Here is an 18805-nt window from a genome sequence, read left to right on the forward strand (position 1 = left end):
TAACGTAATACGCTTTAAATCAATTTATTATTTTATCTTAGTTTAACATAATTTGACTTCCTTTTTCTAAATCTTTGATCACTGTAATAGAACGAGGCATACGTTCTTTCAATTCTTCCACGTGAGAAATAATACCGACAACGCGATTTTCTTGATGTAGATATTGTAAGGTATCAAATACCGTATTAATGCTTTCCAAATCCTGTGTACCGAAGCCTTCGTCAATAAAGAAGAAGTTCTTATCTGCTTTATTCAAAGACTGAATATTTTCTGCCAAAGCTAAAGCCAAACACAAGGAAGCTTGAAAAGCCTGACCGCCAGACAGCGTTTTGGCTGAACGTCGGTAGCCATTATTTAAGTAATCTATAACCTCAAATTCATTATTCTCATTGATGACCAAGCTCAACTGATTTTTGGTCAAACGATGAAAACGATGATTTGCAATTTCACACAATCTCTGCAAATGAATGCTTGAAACATAATTTACAAAACCATTTCCCTTGAACATATTGAACAGAACATCTAAGTTTTTCTTGCGGGTATCAAGTTTCTGATATTCTAGGAGCAATTCTTGCTTCTTCGCTAGTTCAATGGTCAAGCGGTCTAAATCGTCTTTCAAAGCACCATAAATTTCGATCTGCAGATTTAATTCTTCTTTTTTAAGTTGAATTAAATGAGACAATTCGTTGAATCGATCTTCTGAATAATTGTCCTGTTCAGAAATCTTTTGTAATTCCTGAATTCGATTCTCCAATGTGGAGTAGGCAACATAAAAATCCTGAACTGATTTTCTTGACAAGCTGGAATTAAGGCTTTTATCTAATATTGACTTAACAGTTGCTACATCAGGAAAATTAAGTTCATTTAGTAATTTGTGTACAGAATGCTGTATTTCTTTAAGCTGATTTGCGTAAAGCGCGTGTTGTTCTTGCGCTTCGGTATATGTCCCTTTTATTTGAGCATATTGGGTTCTATAACTCAACAATTGCTTGGTAAAAAGCTCATAATCTTGCATGATCTTATCGATGCTTGCCTGCGTTTTTTGCGCCTTATCTTCTAAAGCATCTTTATCATATTGCGCATATGCTGCAGCCTCAATAGCTTGTATTTGCCGTAGATTCTGTCTGATATTCGCATCCAGAACATTGATTTCATTTTGATATTCATTCAGCTTTACTTCAGCTTTTTGAATTTTATCGTTCGTGGTCTGCAATACATCACGTTTTGATTTCAACTCTTCTTCAAGCTTTTTGAGTTGATCTTCTAATTGAAATATTTCATTCTTTTTCGTTTCAAAAAACGCACGATTATCTTTATCAAAATCTTTCCAAACAAATGCCTGTTGATGAAGTTGAAATAGATTTTCAATCTTGGTGATTTCCTGCTGTAGATTAGAGGATTCAATTTCTTTTTCAGCCAATATTCTACTGTTAAGCTGTAATTCTGATTTTTGTTTTTCTAATATTTCCTTTTCTTGCTGTAATTTATTTTTGTCTGATTGTAATCGTGTGATTTCTTCATCTAAAGCTTCGATTTCCATAGGAGAGGGGTGTTCTGCTGATCCGCAGAGTGGGCAAGGCTCGCCATCATGCAGACTGTGAATATAGTGCGAAAGCTCTTGTTTGAGTCTAATATCACTGTCTCGTTGCTTCAGTGCGGTATCACGTTGTTGTAAACCTTCAAACTTATCTTCAATTTGTTGCTGCCATTCCGATTGGGTATAGCCATTCACCACAAATTGATTTTTTAGTTCTTCAATTTGTGATTTGAAATTAGTGAAACGTTCGTGTTCCTCTTTTAAATCCTGAACCAACTGTTCATTTCTTTGATACCAGGAATCTATAGCTAATAATTCGGACGAATTTATACGAGACGATTTAAGTTGTTCTATCGCAGATTCTTGTTGTTCAATATCTTTAATTAAAGCTTCAGCAGTTTGCTTTTGTTCATTCAGAAACTCATTTCCCTTAATAATACCAACTTCTTTATCCGCCTTGATTTTGCCAAACTCGACATTCTGAATAAGTCGTTTAATATCCTGAATTTCGGATTTCAGGTTATCTAAATTCTGGTATTGTGGTAGAAGTTGTTCCAGTGCTTGCTCGACTTCTGTCAAAGCTATTTTAGTGGCATCTTTAGATTCTTTTAAACCTTCAATTTTAGTCAGTAAAGCATTTTTACTTGTCGTAAGCTGACTTAAATTATTAAGTGGTTCACGAAAATTATTCAACACCAATTCATACTCATTGAGCTCGGCTTCAATTTTTTGGATGGCAGGCTTTCTTTCATTCAAAGCTGACAATTCACCTTGCTTGATCTCTAAATCGATCCGATTTTGTTTCGCTATTTGTAAAGCTTTGAAGTGAAAATCAAGCTGTTCAAATTCTTTCTTTAAGCTTTCTAAGGTAAGAGAAAGCTCTTGAAATTGTTGATTTTTCTCCTCAATAATTTCTGTATTCACTTCTTCAAAGCCACTTAAAGCACCTTTGAGATGTTCTATTTTCTTATTATTATCAGCCATCAGACCAGAGACTTTTGGACCTAGGTCATATTGATTCAGAAAGAAAATCTCCTTCATCATTTCCGAACGGTCTTTTCCCTTTAGCTCCAAAAACTCTTTGAACTGTCCCTGTGGAATAATAATGGTTCTTCTGAAATTGGAATACGATAAATTAGTAACCGCAGCACCATCGTTAGATTCCATCGGTGACCAATTGCCATCTATCCATTCATAGGCATTTCGCTCGTGATCGGTAATATCCTGAAATTTTTTCTTTCGTCTCCATTGCGCGACAAAACGAAACTTACGTCCTTCAAAGTTTAAAAACTGAAAATCTATAATCACCTGCGAAGATTTCAGGTTCATCATATTGTAGGTACGCTTTTCTTTGCTATTTAATCTTTCCGTTTCGCCATACAGTGCGTAGCCTATAGCTTCCAACACAGAGGATTTTCCCGAACCTACGGTGCCAAATATCCCAAAAAACCCCGCTTCAGTGAGGGCGGTAAAATCAATTTCTTGCTTTTGCTGATAAGAATATAATCCTTCGATACTTAAATATAATGGCAACATCTTATTCTTCTCCCTGTTTTGAATGCGTAAATACCTCTCTAAACAATTCCTTCAATTCCTCGTTTGGCTCTTGACCATATTTACTTTTGAAATAATCTCCAAACAATGAATGGATATCCTGATTTAATTTGACCTGCTCAGTAGCTTCGGTAGGACTATCTGCCTTATTTACAATTGGGATAATATGAATTATACCATCATGTGCTTCATGAATTCTTTTCAAATCCGCAGAAGTCATGAATGTATCACTAACCATCGTTAATTCGACCAAGGTATAGGGATTCTCGTGCAACCAAGCTACCGCTTCATCTACTTGGTAAAATGTTTTGCGGCACAACTGTTTGCCACTTCTTAATGGTAGAGCCTGAATGCGAGCTTCTTGATTTGGTTCTACATCGACAATTACAACTTTCTTTTCTTGCCCCGCTTCCGAAAAAGAATAGGCTAGAGGAGAACTGCAGTACACCACAGGATTTTGATGTCCTTTTATAAATTGATAGCGGTGCAAATGTCCTAGTGCCGTATATTGAATTTGAGTTGGAATGGCGTCAGAATAGACGATATCTGCGTTTCCGATTTTAATCGGCTTTTCACCTTCAGGCTCTTCTAGGATTTCTCCTCCACGCTGCAGCATGTACAAATGTGCGGTAAGTAAATTGACTCCATTTGCATTACAATATTGATCGGCAAGGTTTTGCCAACTGTTACGCAAAACTTCATTGAGTTGCTCCCCCTTATTTTCAATACCAAGGAATTGTTTCAAACGAAGTTCATTCGCATATGCTGTGGTCAAAATGCGAACAGGATAAGGAATATGTTTTAATTTAATTTCTAAAAATCCTTTATCAGAATTTATTATAGCAAAGCTATTATCTAGTTCAAAAGGTTTGACCTCTGCATGCGGATAGCCGATAAATATAATACCACATGCACGTGCTAAAGGATCTGGTGAATCAATGCGATCTGGCGAATCATGATTTCCTGCGATCGCAAGCACCGGCCTTGTACCATTAGCCGTCAGTCTTTTTAGCGTTTGATATAATAATTCTGTAGCGTCGACAGGAGGGTTAAAGGTGTCGAACAAATCTCCAGCAACGATAACCAAATCGACCTTTTGTTGTTCTGCTATCTCACAAATTTCTTGTAGTACTTCTTTCTGTTCGTCTAAACGACTTATATAATCGAGCTTTTTGCCTAAGTGCCAATCAGCGGTGTGTAGTATTTTCATGTACGCAAATGATAGTTGAGCGATTATAAAAATACTGAATTTAGATGAGCCTTAAAGGTATAGTGGAAAAGTATCTTATTTTTTCGTTTGAATTCTTTCTTTGGATAATTTATACATTGTATTCATGTTTTTATCCTGTGAAAAGAAGCTGGTTCCTGAGGAGAAAAGATGATATGCCGCTTTGAACTGTTTATCGTAAAATAATTGCATCCCAACATTGTAAATCAGGGCATCCACATTCGAGATTTTCTTTAATGAAGTAGGAGCGTTACTTTCCTGTATTGTTTTTATTATCAATTTAGTCAAACTCTCTGCGGAGTTTATGTTTTTCGAATCAAAGGATTGCATACCCAAACTAACCGCATCCTTTACTTTTATTTCTTGCAATCTTTTGTCTTCTTTGAGAAAAGGATATTGTGTTTCCCAGTTTTTTATATCCGTTAAGTTTTTATTTGGTTCTCCTTGAGTATTGATCTTCATAAGCAGCGTCTCATGCAGTAAGGCAATAACCATCGTGTCTAAATTATTCACGGCATAACAGCTATCCAAGATAGATTTTGCCTTTTGAAGTTCTTTGTTATGAACTGCAGTAATCGCTCTATTTAGCATAGGTTCATATGCTGTTAAGTCAAATACTACATATTCTTCATTTTCTTCTTTAACCTGTGCATTACAGATCAAAGAAGATAATATTAGAAATAGGATATAGAAAAAGGATTTCAAACTATTTAGCTACAGAGAAAGTTTTGGGTTCGTCGTGACCATTATGACATGTTTCACAAGTGATGTTTTTAAACGCACCATCATGCTCTTTGTTGAAATATTTTTTATTAATTTTTTTGGTCATTTTGATCATCTCGCGGGCGATATTTTTCTTCGGATTCGCATCACTTGCAAAGTCCATACCTTTTTCACCATTGGATTTTGGAGCATGACAATAATTACATTTAACACCTAATGCTGCGTTGAATCCACGCATAACCTTTGTCAATTCCTCATCAGAAATATTTTTGGGCAAAACTTTTAAGTTTTGAGGTTTCTCGTTTTTTGTCTGTCCTGGTTGTGTGAATGCACTTACAGAAATTACTAACGCTAATATTCCAGTGAAGAAAAATGCTTTTTTATTATTTCTCATGTCTTTCAAATTATAATTTAATATTACACAATAAAATTAAATTGTCATAATAAAGTCATTGTAAATTTTCATTTAACTAATTTTTAGTAGTTTTGGGACTATAAAAAAATCTAGACTACAAGTTTTTATGTTCAGACTATTGGTATTTCTATTTATAACATTCCAAATTTTTGTTTCCAAAGCAGAAGAAACTTTACCCATAAAAAATAAAACAAATTATAATTTTTTACTTCACATACCTGAAAATGGAAAGGCAACTGGGAAGCTACCTGTTATAGTATTTTTGCACGGTAAGAGTTTATCAGGAACCAATTTGGAAAAAGTGAAAAAATATGGTGTTCTCTATGCTAAAAATCGAGGTCATCAGTTACCAAATGCAATTGTTGTAGCTCCTCAAACCAATAAAGGCTGGAATCCTGATCATGTCATGGAGGTAATAGATTATGTACTGGACAATTATGATGCAGATCCTTCTCGTGTGTATGTTTGCGGAATGAGTATGGGCGGATATGGCACGATGCATGTTGCGGGCAAATATCCAGATCGAATAGCAGCGGCTGTAGCTATTTGTGGAGGTGGAAATGTCAATGATGCCTGCAATCTGACGAAGGTTCCGATGTGGATTCAGCACGGTAGTGCAGATAGAGCAGTGTCTGCTTCAGAATCCAAGAAGATATTTAATGCCATCAAAAAATGTAATAAAGATGCGGATGCTACATTGACTATTATTCGAGGAGGAACGCATGGTAGCGTTGAAAAACTTTTTCATCAGGACGCTATTTACGATTGGATGATGAAATATAAAAAGAACCAATAAAAGAAGAGAGGCATACAAATTTTGTATGCCTCTCTTCTTTTATATTAAAATATTTAGTTCAATACAGGTGTTACGGTGTAACCTTTATCACGTAATAATTTAATCAAACCAACTTCACCAATCAAGTGCGCTGCACCTACAGCAAATAAGGTTTTATTTTGAGAAATAATTGCAGGAATGTTTTCAATCCAATTATTATTTCTTTTTGTCAACATTAACTCAAAAGCTTCAGGAGTCATCCATTTTGGATCGTTAAAAATGTCTTCAAGAATGGATAGATTTTGTTGATTGTAAGCAGCTACCATGCGTTGTGTCATTTGAGCCGCTTCATCATAAAGTTTTAAGTAATTGTAGAAATATTCTGGAGTAGCGATTTGGCTCATCATTTCTAATTGAAAATCTACAGTTTCCAATTCGCCGATTTTCTTTCCTTCAGCTAGAACATTAATTTCATTCTCTAAAGATTTCACTTCCAACGGATTTGGACAGTTGAAGGATTTCAAACTCAATAAGCTCATTACCATGGCTGGGTGCAACATATCAAACATTTTGATGGACATTTGGTTGGCTGCCAATGCACTGTCAATTAATTGAATCTGATTAGGTTGTAAACTGGTCAAAAAATCAGGAACAGGCGTCATCATTTTTTGTTGCATTGAAGCTGTATTTTCTGGATTAAATAAATTCACTTCAAAGTATATTTGATCAACTTCGCCAATTACGCGTTTTACTTTATCGTGCATGACAAAATCATCTGGACACATCATGTGGATTGTCCCCATTAGATAAGAATCCGTTTTTAAATTATTACCTGAAATTTTCCAAAGTACAGAGTTCTCTTGTGCAAAAGAAAATAGAATGCAGCAAAAAAGAGCAAAAGATAGTGTGATGAGTTTTTTCATTAAAATATATTTTAGTTAGTTAATTTCCCTAAAAATAAAAAAAGGGATTTAAATAAATTAAATCCCTTTCTATAAATCTTAAAATATTATTGCAATGGAGCAGGAGCCTCTTCATCAAATAGAGGAAACTCTTTAATAATATTGTACCAAGAAATAATTTTTTTGATGTCAGAAGTATAAACTCTAGCTTCGTCATGACCTGGAGCTACCTCGCGGAAGAAATTACGCAATTCCTCACCGCTAGCTTTAGTGTCAGGTGTATTTCCACCATTTGCTTTGATAGTTTCTAACACATCTAACAAACGGATTTCTTCTTCTTCACCGTAAATCGTGATATCTTCCAATGTAGCCATCTTAGTTGTATTAAGATTCACTACAGATTTGATTTTAGCTTTATCTAAAGTTTCTAAGATAAAACCGCCTTTATTTTGTCCGATTAGTTTGAATAATCCTGGTTTACCAGTTACAGATACTAATGCTCTTAAATTCATTATCTAGGGAATAAAATTAATCTTCAATAACTTCAATTGTTAAAATACGATCGCCTTGACGGATATCATCTACTACGTCAACGTTTTCAATTACTTTACCAAAACAAGTATGGTTACGGTCTAAGTGAGCAGTGTTATTACGGCTGTGACAAATAAAGAATTGAGAACCACCTGTATTTCTACCAGCGTGAGCCATAGACAATACACCACGGTCATGGTATTGATTTTCACCAGTCAATTCACAATCAATTTTGTAACCTGGACCACCTGTACCTGGGATTCCAGCAGCACCTTCACGAGAATTAGGACAACCACCTTGAATAACGAAGTCAGGGATCACACGGTGGAATGTCAAACCATCATAAAAACCTTTTTTAGCCAATTTAACAAAATTTGCTACTGTATTAGGAGCGTCAGCTGTATAGAATTGTACAGTCATGTCGCCTTTTTCTGTCTTGATAATTGCTTTACTCATTTCTAAATAAATTTTACGAGGTACAAATATAATATTTTTTATCCTAAGAAAGGCTTTTTGGAAGGTATAGCAGCATGTTAATGTTTGTTAAGTTTGATTCAATTTTGTAAATTCATGATAACCATTTATTTACTACACACTAACAGATATGGATAAACTTGTTATCCGCGAATGGGCTGAATCAGATCGTCCGCGAGAAAAGCTCATGGAGCAAGGCAGAAGATCATTAACTGATGCCGAATTATTAGCTATCTTAATTGGATCTGGATCTACTAAAGAAACAGCTGTAGAACTTTGTCGTCGTATTCTTAAAGATGTGAACAACAATCTGAATGCGTTGTCCAAAAAAGAGGTATCTGACCTTTGTGCCTATCGTGGAATTGGCGAAGCCAAAGCCATTACCATTATTGCTGCCTTAGAACTAGGTCGAAGGAGACGCGATGAGCAAGTTATTGAAGTTCCGGTATTAAACAGTAGTAAGCGCGTATACGAATATTTTAGAGCCAATTTACAGGATTTGCCACATGAAGAATTCTGGGTTCTATACCTCAATACAGGCTGTAAGGTATTGGACACGCAGCTCATTGGGAGAGGAGGCAATGATTTTACACCTGTTGATGTACGAATCATTCTTCGTCACGCGCTACAGAGCAAAGCCAATTCCATGATTCTAATTCACAATCACCCTTCAGGCAATTTACAACCTAGTCAAGCCGACAAAATATTGACTAATAAAATCAATGACGCCGCAAAAATAATGGATATTAAAGTCAATGACCATATTATTTTTACGGATACAGTCTATTACAGTTTTAGGGATGAAGGTCTGTTGTAATTATTGATTATTGAACCGCTGATAGATCATGCGAACACGTTCCTGCTCACGTCCTCCATTCAAAATGGCTTGAATACGTGTTTCGTTATTAATGATTAGACGTTCATTTTGTCGCGTTTTCCAGATACTGACTAGTCCAAATCGGCCAATTTTCGTAGAGGGAAGCCCAAGAAGTTCGCAGGAATAATCTCCAAGGAGGAAATGATTGTAAAAAAGATGAACCTCTCGCATCATCATGCGCATCAATTTATTTTTAGGATAATTCGCCATTACAGGCTCTTCTTTTAAGGTATCAGCCAGTGATTTACTATCCTGATCACCTTCTCGCTGCGTCATAGTCCATAGATACAGTGCCTCAATTGCTTCGTTTTCATTCTCTGGAAGCAATTCTAAAGGAATACCTAATAGATACCCTACATATTTCCAAAAATGAAATAAACCATCGACTTCTTCCTCAGAAGGATGAATGCCTATTTTGCGCAAGCCTACCAGAAATACCAAAGAGAATCCTAAGTTAGTAGCCAGCATATCCCAAATATTGATAGGAATACCCCATTTATTGGAGTCCCAATCCGTATGCTTCAGAATATTAATACGAGAATATGAATGTATAAAACGTGTGAGAAAGATTTGTCGGAATCCTTCAGCATTACGCTGTAAACCATTTTCCTTGGTAATATGGACCCAAAAGTTTACTGTATCCGTTAATCTTTTTACAGCACCTTTTTTAAGAGCACCGGTATAAATCAAAGGCTTATTTATAGCCGAAGATTCATAACCTCCCATCAGACAATAATCACGAAGTACTATCAATGCGGAAAGACCCGCACGACGAGATAATTCAGAACCTAATTTTAATTTCTTACCATTTAGCCAGGTTGGCTTTACATCAATTTTTGAGAAGAAAGTATCCCAAATTACTTTTTCATCATAGGGTAATACTTCCTCCTTTAGATAAGCATATAAAGACTTGTTTCCCTCAACAAAACCTTTCTTCTCGTGCAAATCCAAAACTAATTGATCACCTAATCGATCCCATTCGTACAAAAATGGAATAAGCTTGTCAGCAACTTTTAAATCGGGAATAAAACCTAACTTTTGGAGCAATTGCACGCCAACTCCTTCATTCCAGTAATGGGCAAAAGATGATTCATTAATTTTATATCTATAAGGTTGATTCAGCATAGACTAATTATTTAAACTCCAATCAAAATATTCTGTCTTTGCGATAAGATTATCTTGATGTACTTTAAAATCAAAATCCAAATAATCGTTTACACAAGATTCCGTATCAGAACAACAATACCGTCTATCGATTTGAAATTTAAGCCGAAAAGAACCTGTATGTTCCTCGCGATCATACTTAAAATTTAATACTTCCAGACGATTAATTGAGGGACCTCCATCCAAATTGCTTAGATTATCAAGCACATACTCCGTTAATTTGCTTAGATTATCTTCACTTAGATTCTTACTAATTATTTGTGCGTCCTTTTCCAGTTCTCCTATATTAATTGGACTTATTTCTAATTGTAGCTCACTGTTGCTCATACTTATATATTCGTTCGCAATGTCTCCAATCGGAAACATGTTTGTTTAATAAAAAATATATCTGATCCTCAGAATATCTTAAAAATTTGCCCACTGTTAGTATTACAACATAGGTGATGAAATCTTTTGATTTCTCTTTTAATGCTTTCGCATAGGTGATGTGTTGCTTATTATGACAAATTGAAGAATATTTTGTTTTCAGATTCTTGAGATTTATTTCAGGAAGAATGATGTTCAGCTCTTCTTCTAGCATAGACATGCTATCATTTAAAAAGTTTAGCAACAAGCTATCCTTTAACTTTTCAATGCTTGATTTCGTGCTTAAAAATTTTGGGTGCGTGTATAGTATATTATTTTTTAAGTAAGAAGTTTCATCTACCCTTAATTTAATGGGATAATTCCTACCAAAAATATTGAGTTCATGAACTTCGAATACTAATTTTTTAGATTTCTTACGAATTACTTTTGGAAGTTCTTTTTGGATATAATGAATAAGATTTTCTTGAGGAAATAAAGCTGGAACATTCAAGTGAACTATATCATTTTCAACTTTACGCATGTAAACGGTATCAATATCAGTTTTTAAATGAATTACGTAGTTTTTTCCCTCTATTTCCAAATACATACACAAAATAGTTACTTTTTATTCCTTATGTAAATCATTATGTTTGCATAACATTTACATCACTTTAAATTAAGCTTATAAAGATGAAGAAATTTTTTGTTTTGACAGCAGCTTTGCTTGCCTCAAATTTCATTTTTGCGCAAGACTACAAAGCCATCAATCAAACATTCATGGATCAATCCGTACGTCCACAAGATGATTTTTACAACTACGTGAACGGTAATTGGATGAAAACAGTACAAATTCCGTCTGATAAAGCGCGTTGGGGATCATTTGATGAATTGCGTGAAAACACAGACGTAGCTGTATTGGAAATCTTGAAAACAGCTTTGAATGAAACACATGCCAAAGGATCAGATGGCCAGAAAATTGCTGACTTGTACAAATCTTATGTGGATTTTGAAGCGCGTAATAAAATCGGATTACAACCTATCCAAAAACAATTAGCGGACATCAACGCTATTAAAAACCTTAAAGATCTAACCGCTTATTTTTCAAAATATGGTCGTGAAGGTGGAAATCCTTTTTACGGAGGTTACGTAGGTCCACACTTGAAAAACTCTAAAATCAATACTGTTTATCTTGGTGGTGGAGCGCTTGGATTAGGTCGTACATATTACCAAAAAGATGATGAAGCCAATAGAAAAACTTTAGCTGATTATTCGGAGTTCATCAACACCTTGTATGGTAAGATAGATCAAAAGACTAAAGATCTAAAAGGTCCTAAAGTTATTGCATTTGAAAAATCAATTGCAGCAAACTTGAAAACTGTAGAAGAATCTCGTGATGCTCAAAAACGTTATAACCCAGTTGCTGTTAAAGATTTGAACAAGCTGGTTAAAAATGTTGATGTTGCTGGATTCTTAAAAGAAGTAGGTTTTAAAGCTGATACAGTAATTGTTGGTGAGTTAAAATACTTCCAAAATTTAGATCAAATCGTAAATGAGAAAAATGTTCCTGTAATCAAAGATTACTTAAAATTCCATTTAATTGATGGTGCTACTTCTTACTTGACAGAAGAATTAGATAAATTATCTTTTGACTTCTACGGACGTAAATTAAAAGGTCAAGCAGAGCAACGCAGTTTAGACAAGCGTGGTTTGGAGTTTGTAAACGGAAATGTTGGTGAATTGCTAGGTAAACTTTATGTAGAGAAACATTTCCCTCATGAAGCAAAAGAAACTTGTGAAGAATTGGTAAAATACCTAATCAAATCTTTTGAGCTTCATATCAAAAATTTAGAGTGGATGTCACCAGTGACGAAAGAAAAAGCTTTAGATAAACTTTCTAAATTCACTGTAAAAATTGGCTACCCTGACAAATGGAAAGATTATTCTTCTTTAGCGATCGGTAATTCATTATACGAAAATGTTACGGCAATTAGTAAATGGAGATTCGAACAAAATTTAGCTAAACAAGGTCAACCTGTAGATAAGTTAGAATGGGGAATGACACCTCAAACGGTAAATGCTTATTACAGTCCTTTGAATAACGAAATCGTATTCCCTGCTGCTATCCTTCAAGCTCCTTTCTATGATTACAGAGCTGACGCTGCTGTAAACTTTGGTGGTATTGGTGCCGTTATTGGTCACGAATTATCACACGGTTTTGACGATTCAGGATCTCAATATGATGGTGATGGAAACTTGAATAACTGGTGGACAGAAGAAGACAGAACAAAATTTGAGGCTGCTGCTGATGCATTAGTTGCTCAATTTGAAAAGTATGAACCGGTACCAGGAGTTTTTGTGAATGGTCGTTTCACTTTAGGTGAGAATATTGGTGATTTAGGAGGTTCTTCTGTAGCATTTGATGCATTGAAAATGTATTTACAGGACAAAGGTAATCCAGGATTAATCGATGGATTTACTCCAGAGCAACGTTTCTTCCTGTCTTGGGCTACAATATGGCGTACTAAGACTACAGATGCATTTGTAATTAATCAGGTAAAAACAGATCCGCATTCACCTGCTCAATATAGAGCTTTTGCGCCAATTATCAATTTGGATGCTTTCCATGAAGCTTTTGGAACAAAAGAAGGTGATAAGTTGTTCGTACCAAAAGATCAAAGAATAGTTATTTGGTAATATTCAATTCTACCTATAACAGAAAAGGCGATCCTAGGATCGCCTTTGTTATTTTAGATTATTGATTTCTTGCTGTTCTTTCAATTTGTCGACATTGTTTTTCTCGCCAAACTCATCCGTTTTATTTTGGAAGTCATCTAGAATGGCTTTAATAGCCTCTGCATTTTCTGCAGTGCGGGAGTAGATTTCGGGGATCTTGCTTTCTATTAGTTTATCGCCTAATTCTATATTATCTACTTCAATTTTCCCAATTTTCTCTAAAACTGCTTGCTGGCTGTTTCTTACATCTTCTAATTCTCGTGTAATCTTTGCCATCAATTCAAATTTTTTCAATTTATCCATAGTAATTTCATGTTAGTGATATTAAAAGAACAAGTTGAATACAAAATTGTTTTCCTTTAACACTATTTAACCCTTGACGCATAACAACAAACAGCCCTTATTCGACTAAATAAGGGCTGTTTAATTATGTAATAAAATCTTCTTAAGCTACTTCGCGTAGGTCAACAGGAACTACACGCGAGATTCCTTGCTCGACCATTGTCACACCGTAAATAATATCTGTACTTGCAATTGTACGCTTATTGTGTGAAACAACTATGAATTGTGACTGATTCGAGAATTCTTTGATAATATTGTTGAACTTATCAATATTCGTGTCATCTAATGGCGCATCTACCTCATCGAAGATACAGAACGGTGCTGGTTTTAATAGATACAACGAAAATAATAGGGCAGTAGAAGTCAATGTTTTTTCACCACCTGAAAGCTGGTTGATAGATAAAGGACGCTTTCCTTTAGGTCTAGCGATAATATCAATATCAGAATCCAAAGGATTTGCTGGATCTGAAAGAATTAAATCACAGCTATCTTCTTCATTAAACAAGGAACGGAACACTTTTATAAAGTTGTCACGAACGGTATTGAATGCATTCATAAACTTCTCGTTTGCGCTGCCATCAATTTCTTCAATGGTAGACATCAATGAAGCTTTAGCTTCCAACAAGTCATTTTTCTCTTTATTGATGAAATCATAACGCTGTGTAATCTCGTCATAGGCTTCCTTTGCCATTGGGTTGATGGTACCAAATTCGTCTAATTGCTTTTTAAGACGCGTACACATAGAACCTAATTCCTCTTGAGAATGCTCAATCTCTGGCAAATCGCCTTCCAACAATTCTTTGATATCAATATTAAATTCTACCGAAAGACGTTCTTTTAGCGAGTTTAAGTCAATTTGAAGCGTGGTTTTCTTGTCTTTGACTTCGGTAATCAAGTAATCCAACTGATCTTTTGATTTACGTAAAGTAGCAACTTCTTCTTCCAAATCATTCAAGCGCTTACGGAAAGCATAGAATTCTTCCTCCATATCATGAAGGGCTTTTTCTAAGGATTCACGTTGTTCGTAAAGCTCTTTTAAGTCATTATCGTTGTTGTCCGTAAAAGTCAAGGCATCTTTCATATCCACCTTGATTTGTTCCATCTCAGCGTTATTTTTATTGATACGAAGTTCTAAAGCTTCTTTTTGACTTTCGCGGTATTCTAAATCTTTTTGTATACCCGAAACTTTATTTTGTTGTTGATGCAGACGAATGTTTTCTTGATTGTACGCTGTAGATTTCTCTTGTACAATCTCGTTCAATTCTTGATAAGCAGCTTGTAAATCCGCCAATTGTTTTTGACGCTCGTCAACCTCAACTTTTAAGATTTTAAGTTCGGGTTCAGCTTTTGTCAATTCTTCTGCAATCTCAGCAAGACGTTTTTCAATGTCTTGTTTACGATTTTGTGAGTTGGAGATAAAAGCTTGATATTGCTCTTGTTTTGTCTTGACAGAAGTCCATTCATTCTGAATACGCGCCAATTGAATGCGGATTTCATCAATGATTTCTTTCTGCGACTGTAATTTCAATGAAGCAATCTTATCGACTAATTCCGCTTCTGTATGTTGTAGTTCAGCAATACGCTCGTTTAATTCTTTGATTTCTTTAGCAAGATTCTCTAAATTCTTAGCACGACCAATACGTTTACCTTCAAATAAACCAACTGAACCACCGCTTAAGCCCAATTTGTGCTTACTGAATTTACCTTCATGGTGCAATATTACCATTTCATCGTGAGGCAAATCAATATCTAAGGCTTTCGGGGCATCCGATTTTAAGAGATAAACATTGTTCAATAATTGCAGACAAAGTTTCTCATATTTTTTGTCCACTTTGATAACCTGCATCGCAGGAATCATATTTTCAGGAACGATGAAATCGCTATCTTTTTTATCGATAACTGATTCTAATACAAAGAAATTAGCACGACCACGTGAGGCATCACTTAACAATTGAATTGCTTGAACAGCATCTTGTTTCGTGTCAACGACATAGTGGTTCATTACTGACTCCAAGTAATTTTCAATCGCTACACGGTATTCTTCTTGACAGAATAAAATGTCAGAGAACAAAGGGTAGGATTTAGGCCAGCCTGCATTCTTGCGCAAGAATTTGATAGACTCCGGAAACCCTTCCAAATTGTCCACCAAAGATTTGGTCAAGTTATACTCGTTTTGTTTTGCATCAACCAAACGCGATTCCTTACTTAATAAAGAACGGGTTTCTTGCAATTGTACTTCAGCTTGTTCGATTTGACGGTTTAAGTCATTTTCAATTCGAACAGCATCGTCATATTGTTGTTGTTGCGCATCTAACTTACCTTGCAAGTCTGCAACAGCAATATTGAACTGCGATAATTCTTCAGCTTTTGAAGAAGCATCCGAAATATTACGCAAAGACTCCTGTTCCAATGATTCTTTTTGAATATTCAGAACGGCGATGTCTTTCTCGACTTTGTATATCTTGTTTTGAAGTTCGTTATTTTCCTGAACAAAACGATCTAATTTATTTTTAGCCGTTTGTTGTTGGCCTTTAAGCTCTTCAACTTCTGTTTTATTTTTTTGAATATCATGTTGAGCAACGTCTAGTTTAGCTTGCTCTTCATAAATTTCCTCATTAAGTCTTTTGATCGTATATTCAACGTTCGTAAGTTGCTGCTTATCCAAATTGAATTCCGCTGTTATACGCGATTCACGCTCTTTGAGGTGATGTAAACGTTCGTTCTTAATCTTCTTTTCCGACTCGTAAGCACGGATTTTATTATTAAATTCGTTCGTTGTTTTCTGTTGCGCAGCTAGACTTTTCTCTTTGGAAAGAATCTCTTCACGACCAGTACGAAGTTCTTTTTCCTTAACATCGATTTGCTCTAGTGTTGAATTCAACGATTGTTGCAACTCTTTCTCTTTCTCCGACAAAGAAGTCAAATCCGTACTGAAGCTATCCAAACGGTAGTAAGCCAAACCGATGCTCGCTTGCTTATATTCCTCTTTTAATTGAAAATATTTATCCGCTTTCTTGGCTTGATTTTCTAATGATTTGAGATTCTTTGTAATCTCATACAATAAATCGTCCACACGAGAAAGATCTGCTTCTGTATCTTTTAATTTGCTAAGTGTTTGTTTCTTGCGGACTTTATATTTAGAAATTCCCGATGCTTCTTCGAATAATGCACGACGTGAATTATCTTTATTGGCGATAATCTCGTCAATCATTTTCAACTCAATGATAGAGTAGGTGTCGGCTCCAATACCCGTATCCAAGAATAAATCCGTAATGTCCTTTAGACGACATTTGACATCGTTCAGACGATATTCGGATTCTCCTGTACGATACAATTTACGTGTAATGGTCACCGTCGTAAACTCCGTAGGAAGAATGTTTTTATTATTGTTGAATGTTAAAGAAACTTCCGCAAGATTGGCCGGTTTACGGTTTTTAGTTCCATTGAAAATGATGTTTTCCATCTTTTCCGAACGTAACGTTTTTGTACTTTGCTCACCCAATACCCAACGAATCGCATCCACCACATTGGATTTACCACAGCCGTTTGGACCGACAATTGCTGTCACGCCCTCATTAAAATTTATTGTGATTTTATCACCAAAACTTTTAAATCCTTTGATCTCAAGTTTAGTTAGTTTCATTCACTTAGCTTTTGTTATAACGTACGAAAATAAGGATAAAAAAACAGAATGAGTAGGTCAGTTTTTGCACATTTTTGGAGATTTCCACATTTCATTCTGGCATAGTGATTTATAGTTTAATACAGTAAAATTTTCGTGTATATTTTCTATATTGGGACATCTAAAACTACACTCATGCGTTATCTCACTCTCTTATTTCTATTTCTGTCAATTCAGCACTTTTCTGTTGCGCAATCTCGAAAAGTAGCTTTTAAGACAGATTATGGTACTATCAAAGTGCTGCTTTATGATTTTACACCCCAGCATCGCGATTTGATATTGAATTCCATAAAAGATTCTATATATCAAGGTGCATTATTCAATCGAATTATCGAGAATTTCGTGGTGCAAGGAGGAGAGCATGATATTGATATTGCTAAAAGAGAAGCTGCTGACCCAACAGGGAATAAACCTCGTTTAGCTGGAGAGTTTGATGCTCGAGCCTTCCATAAAATGGGCGCATTAGGTCAAGGTCGTGATGATAACCCAGAAAAAGCTTCATTTTTGAATCAAATCTATTTTGTGGTTGGTAAAAAAGTCTCAGAAGAAGATTTACAGTCTTTGGAAGCTAAGAAAGGTCGAAAGTTTACTAAAGAACAACGTGAAGAATATTTGAAAAATGGTGGCCTTCCACGTTTGGATGGCGATTATACTGTTTTTGGTGAGATATATGAAGGAATGGAAGTAATTATGACTATTAGTCGCTTCAAAACCGATAAGGATGATTTTCCATTGTCACCTGTTAGGTTTTCGGTTAGTGTTATAGAATAATTTAGAAGAGAGTAAGAAAACGTATTCGTCATTTCGACGAAGAATGAGGAGAAATCTAAAAGTATGATGAATAAATTATATTCATTTTACCAGATTTCTCCTCATGGTTGAATGAAGCAAATATTATTATTTAAATAATCCGTACAATTCGGCGTCAATCTTTTCTTTGATATAACCTAAATCTTCAGGATTGTTCGCAAAGTCTAAGTTGTCTTTGTCTAAGATTAACAATTTGCCATCCGTATAATTATTAATCCATTTTTCGTATTTTTCATTCAATTTAGACAAATAATCCAAACGAATAGCTGATTCGTAATCACGACCACGTTTTTGGATATTGTTAACCAATGTTGGCACTGACGCCTTTAAGTAAATCAACAAATCCGGTGGTTTGATATAGTGGATGATGCTTTGAAAAATATTGCTGTAATTATCAAAATCACGCGCACTCATCAAGCCCATGTCGTACAAGTTCTCGGCAAAGATGTAAGCATCTTCATAGATGGTACGATCTTGAATCATGTTTGTGCCTTTGGATTGTTGTTCTACGATATGTCTAAAGCGACTATTCAAGAAAAATATCTGCAGATTGAAAGCCCAACGCTTCATGTCGCTGTAAAAATCCTCTAAATAAGGATTGTTGTCCACCGCTTCAAATTGTGGCTCAAAATTTAAGTGTTGTGCCAACAATTTTGTCAATGTGGTTTTGCCAGCTCCTATATTCCCTACAATTGCAATATGCATAACTTATT

17 protein-coding genes are annotated in these 18805 nt (G+C 35.3%); 4 read left to right on the forward strand and 13 right to left on the reverse strand.

The features are described 5' to 3' along the window. Positions 1 to 37: 37 nt before the first annotated feature. From H8B04_RS11825 to H8B04_RS11840, 4 genes are all read right to left on the reverse strand, one after another. Positions 38 to 3073, reverse strand: coding sequence for an SbcC/MukB-like Walker B domain-containing protein (locus H8B04_RS11825; protein ID WP_190302483.1), 3036 nt, complete (start codon positions 3071 to 3073; stop codon positions 38 to 40). Between the two features lies 1 nt (position 3074). Continuing rightward, positions 3075 to 4301 carry a metallophosphoesterase family protein gene (locus tag H8B04_RS11830; RefSeq protein ID WP_190302484.1) on the reverse strand — a complete coding sequence of 409 codons (1227 nt, stop codon included), beginning with the start codon at positions 4299 to 4301 and terminating at the stop codon, positions 3075 to 3077. Positions 4302 to 4376: 75 nt separating this feature from the next. After that, the gene (locus tag H8B04_RS11835) at positions 4377 to 4982 is read right to left on the reverse strand and encodes a hypothetical protein (protein WP_223815404.1); all 606 of its coding nucleotides are present in this window, start codon (positions 4980 to 4982) and stop codon (positions 4377 to 4379) included. A gap of 43 nt (positions 4983 to 5025) precedes the next feature. Further along, a complete protein-coding gene (locus tag H8B04_RS11840; protein WP_190302486.1) occupies positions 5026 to 5436 on the reverse strand; it encodes a c-type cytochrome in 411 nt (136 codons plus the stop codon). A 127-nt stretch (positions 5437 to 5563) separates the two neighbouring features. Between H8B04_RS11840 and H8B04_RS11845 the strand changes: the two genes are divergently transcribed. Further along, positions 5564 to 6253 carry a carboxylesterase family protein gene (locus H8B04_RS11845; RefSeq protein WP_190302487.1) on the forward strand — a complete coding sequence of 230 codons (690 nt, stop codon included), beginning with the start codon at positions 5564 to 5566 and terminating at the stop codon, positions 6251 to 6253. A 53-nt stretch (positions 6254 to 6306) separates the two neighbouring features. Here the strand turns inward: H8B04_RS11845 and H8B04_RS11850 are convergent, their stop codons facing one another. The 3 genes from H8B04_RS11850 to H8B04_RS11860 all read right to left on the reverse strand — a co-directional run bounded on the left by H8B04_RS11850 (position 6307) and on the right by H8B04_RS11860 (position 8121). Further along, positions 6307 to 7155 carry a TraB/GumN family protein gene (locus H8B04_RS11850; RefSeq protein WP_190302488.1) on the reverse strand — a complete coding sequence of 283 codons (849 nt, stop codon included), beginning with the start codon at positions 7153 to 7155 and terminating at the stop codon, positions 6307 to 6309. Between the two features lie 86 nt (positions 7156 to 7241). Next, a complete protein-coding gene (locus H8B04_RS11855) occupies positions 7242 to 7646 on the reverse strand; it encodes a DUF5606 family protein (protein ID WP_165289706.1) in 405 nt (134 codons plus the stop codon). Positions 7647 to 7662: 16 nt separating this feature from the next. Beyond that, positions 7663 to 8121 (reverse strand): peptidylprolyl isomerase, encoded by a 459-nt coding sequence (locus H8B04_RS11860; RefSeq protein ID WP_190302489.1) that lies wholly within the window; start codon positions 8119 to 8121, stop codon positions 7663 to 7665. A 148-nt stretch (positions 8122 to 8269) separates the two neighbouring features. On the opposite strand from H8B04_RS11860, the gene radC reads away from it, so the two are divergent. Then, positions 8270 to 8956 carry a RadC family protein gene (gene radC / locus H8B04_RS11865; protein WP_190302490.1) on the forward strand — a complete coding sequence of 229 codons (687 nt, stop codon included), beginning with the start codon at positions 8270 to 8272 and terminating at the stop codon, positions 8954 to 8956. Here radC and H8B04_RS11870 read toward each other — a convergent pair whose 3' ends face one another. The 3 genes from H8B04_RS11870 to H8B04_RS11880 are packed head-to-tail and all read right to left on the reverse strand — an operon-like array spanning position 8957 to position 11132. Continuing rightward, positions 8957 to 10141, reverse strand: a complete 1185-nt coding sequence (locus tag H8B04_RS11870; protein WP_190302491.1) for an oxygenase MpaB family protein — start codon at positions 10139 to 10141, stop codon at positions 8957 to 8959. A gap of 3 nt (positions 10142 to 10144) precedes the next feature. Beyond that, positions 10145 to 10507, reverse strand: a complete 363-nt coding sequence (locus H8B04_RS11875) for a hypothetical protein (RefSeq protein ID WP_165289702.1) — start codon at positions 10505 to 10507, stop codon at positions 10145 to 10147. Further along, entirely contained in the window at positions 10494 to 11132 is a 639-nt protein-coding gene (locus H8B04_RS11880; RefSeq protein WP_190302492.1) for a YgjP-like metallopeptidase domain-containing protein, read from the reverse strand. Before H8B04_RS11880 ends, H8B04_RS11875 begins: the two co-directional genes overlap by 14 nt. An 83-nt stretch (positions 11133 to 11215) precedes the next feature. On the opposite strand from H8B04_RS11880, the gene H8B04_RS11885 reads away from it, so the two are divergent. Further along, entirely contained in the window at positions 11216 to 13219 is a 2004-nt protein-coding gene (locus H8B04_RS11885; protein WP_190302493.1) for a M13 family metallopeptidase, read from the forward strand. A gap of 48 nt (positions 13220 to 13267) precedes the next feature. Here H8B04_RS11885 and H8B04_RS11890 read toward each other — a convergent pair whose 3' ends face one another. Continuing rightward, the gene (locus tag H8B04_RS11890) at positions 13268 to 13561 is read right to left on the reverse strand and encodes a hypothetical protein (RefSeq protein WP_165289699.1); all 294 of its coding nucleotides are present in this window, start codon (positions 13559 to 13561) and stop codon (positions 13268 to 13270) included. Between the two features lie 142 nt (positions 13562 to 13703). Further along, on the reverse strand, positions 13704 to 17243 hold the full coding sequence (smc, locus tag H8B04_RS11895) for a chromosome segregation protein SMC (RefSeq protein WP_190302494.1): 3540 nt from the start codon (positions 17241 to 17243) through the stop codon (positions 13704 to 13706). A 174-nt stretch (positions 17244 to 17417) separates the two neighbouring features. Here smc and H8B04_RS11900 point away from each other — a divergent pair, with 174 nt between their 5' ends. Further along, a complete protein-coding gene (locus H8B04_RS11900) occupies positions 17418 to 18053 on the forward strand; it encodes a peptidylprolyl isomerase (RefSeq protein WP_190302495.1) in 636 nt (211 codons plus the stop codon). Positions 18054 to 18179: 126 nt separating this feature from the next. On the opposite strand, the gene H8B04_RS11905 is transcribed toward H8B04_RS11900, so the two are convergent. Then, positions 18180 to 18797 carry a deoxynucleoside kinase gene (locus H8B04_RS11905; protein ID WP_165289696.1) on the reverse strand — a complete coding sequence of 206 codons (618 nt, stop codon included), beginning with the start codon at positions 18795 to 18797 and terminating at the stop codon, positions 18180 to 18182. Positions 18798 to 18805 lie beyond the last annotated feature (8 nt).

Source organism: Sphingobacterium litopenaei, assembly GCF_014692495.1.
GTDB lineage: Bacteria > Bacteroidota > Bacteroidia > Sphingobacteriales > Sphingobacteriaceae > Sphingobacterium > Sphingobacterium litopenaei.

Excerpts from the sequence above, each read along its gene's own strand:
- H8B04_RS11825 (WP_190302483.1), bottom strand. The coding sequence starts at position 3,073 with ATGTTGCCATTATATTTAAGTATCGAAGGATTATATTCTTATCAGCAA.
- H8B04_RS11830 (WP_190302484.1), bottom strand. The coding sequence starts at position 4,301 with ATGAAAATACTACACACCGCTGATTGGCACTTAGGCAAAAAGCTCGAT.
- H8B04_RS11840 (WP_190302486.1), bottom strand. The coding sequence starts at position 5,436 with ATGAGAAATAATAAAAAAGCATTTTTCTTCACTGGAATATTAGCGTTA.
- H8B04_RS11845 (WP_190302487.1), top strand. The coding sequence starts at position 5,564 with ATGTTCAGACTATTGGTATTTCTATTTATAACATTCCAAATTTTTGTT.
- H8B04_RS11850 (WP_190302488.1), bottom strand. The coding sequence starts at position 7,155 with ATGAAAAAACTCATCACACTATCTTTTGCTCTTTTTTGCTGCATTCTA.
- H8B04_RS11855 (WP_165289706.1), bottom strand. The coding sequence starts at position 7,646 with ATGAATTTAAGAGCATTAGTATCTGTAACTGGTAAACCAGGATTATTC.
- H8B04_RS11860 (WP_190302489.1), bottom strand. The coding sequence starts at position 8,121 with ATGAGTAAAGCAATTATCAAGACAGAAAAAGGCGACATGACTGTACAA.
- radC (WP_190302490.1), top strand. The coding sequence starts at position 8,270 with ATGGATAAACTTGTTATCCGCGAATGGGCTGAATCAGATCGTCCGCGA.
- H8B04_RS11870 (WP_190302491.1), bottom strand. The coding sequence starts at position 10,141 with ATGCTGAATCAACCTTATAGATATAAAATTAATGAATCATCTTTTGCC.
- H8B04_RS11875 (WP_165289702.1), bottom strand. The coding sequence starts at position 10,507 with ATGAGCAACAGTGAGCTACAATTAGAAATAAGTCCAATTAATATAGGA.
- H8B04_RS11880 (WP_190302492.1), bottom strand. The coding sequence starts at position 11,132 with ATGTATTTGGAAATAGAGGGAAAAAACTACGTAATTCATTTAAAAACT.
- H8B04_RS11885 (WP_190302493.1), top strand. The coding sequence starts at position 11,216 with ATGAAGAAATTTTTTGTTTTGACAGCAGCTTTGCTTGCCTCAAATTTC.
- H8B04_RS11890 (WP_165289699.1), bottom strand. The coding sequence starts at position 13,561 with ATGGATAAATTGAAAAAATTTGAATTGATGGCAAAGATTACACGAGAA.
- smc (WP_190302494.1), bottom strand. The coding sequence starts at position 17,243 with ATGAAACTAACTAAACTTGAGATCAAAGGATTTAAAAGTTTTGGTGAT.
- H8B04_RS11900 (WP_190302495.1), top strand. The coding sequence starts at position 17,418 with ATGCGTTATCTCACTCTCTTATTTCTATTTCTGTCAATTCAGCACTTT.
- H8B04_RS11905 (WP_165289696.1), bottom strand. The coding sequence starts at position 18,797 with ATGCATATTGCAATTGTAGGGAATATAGGAGCTGGCAAAACCACATTG.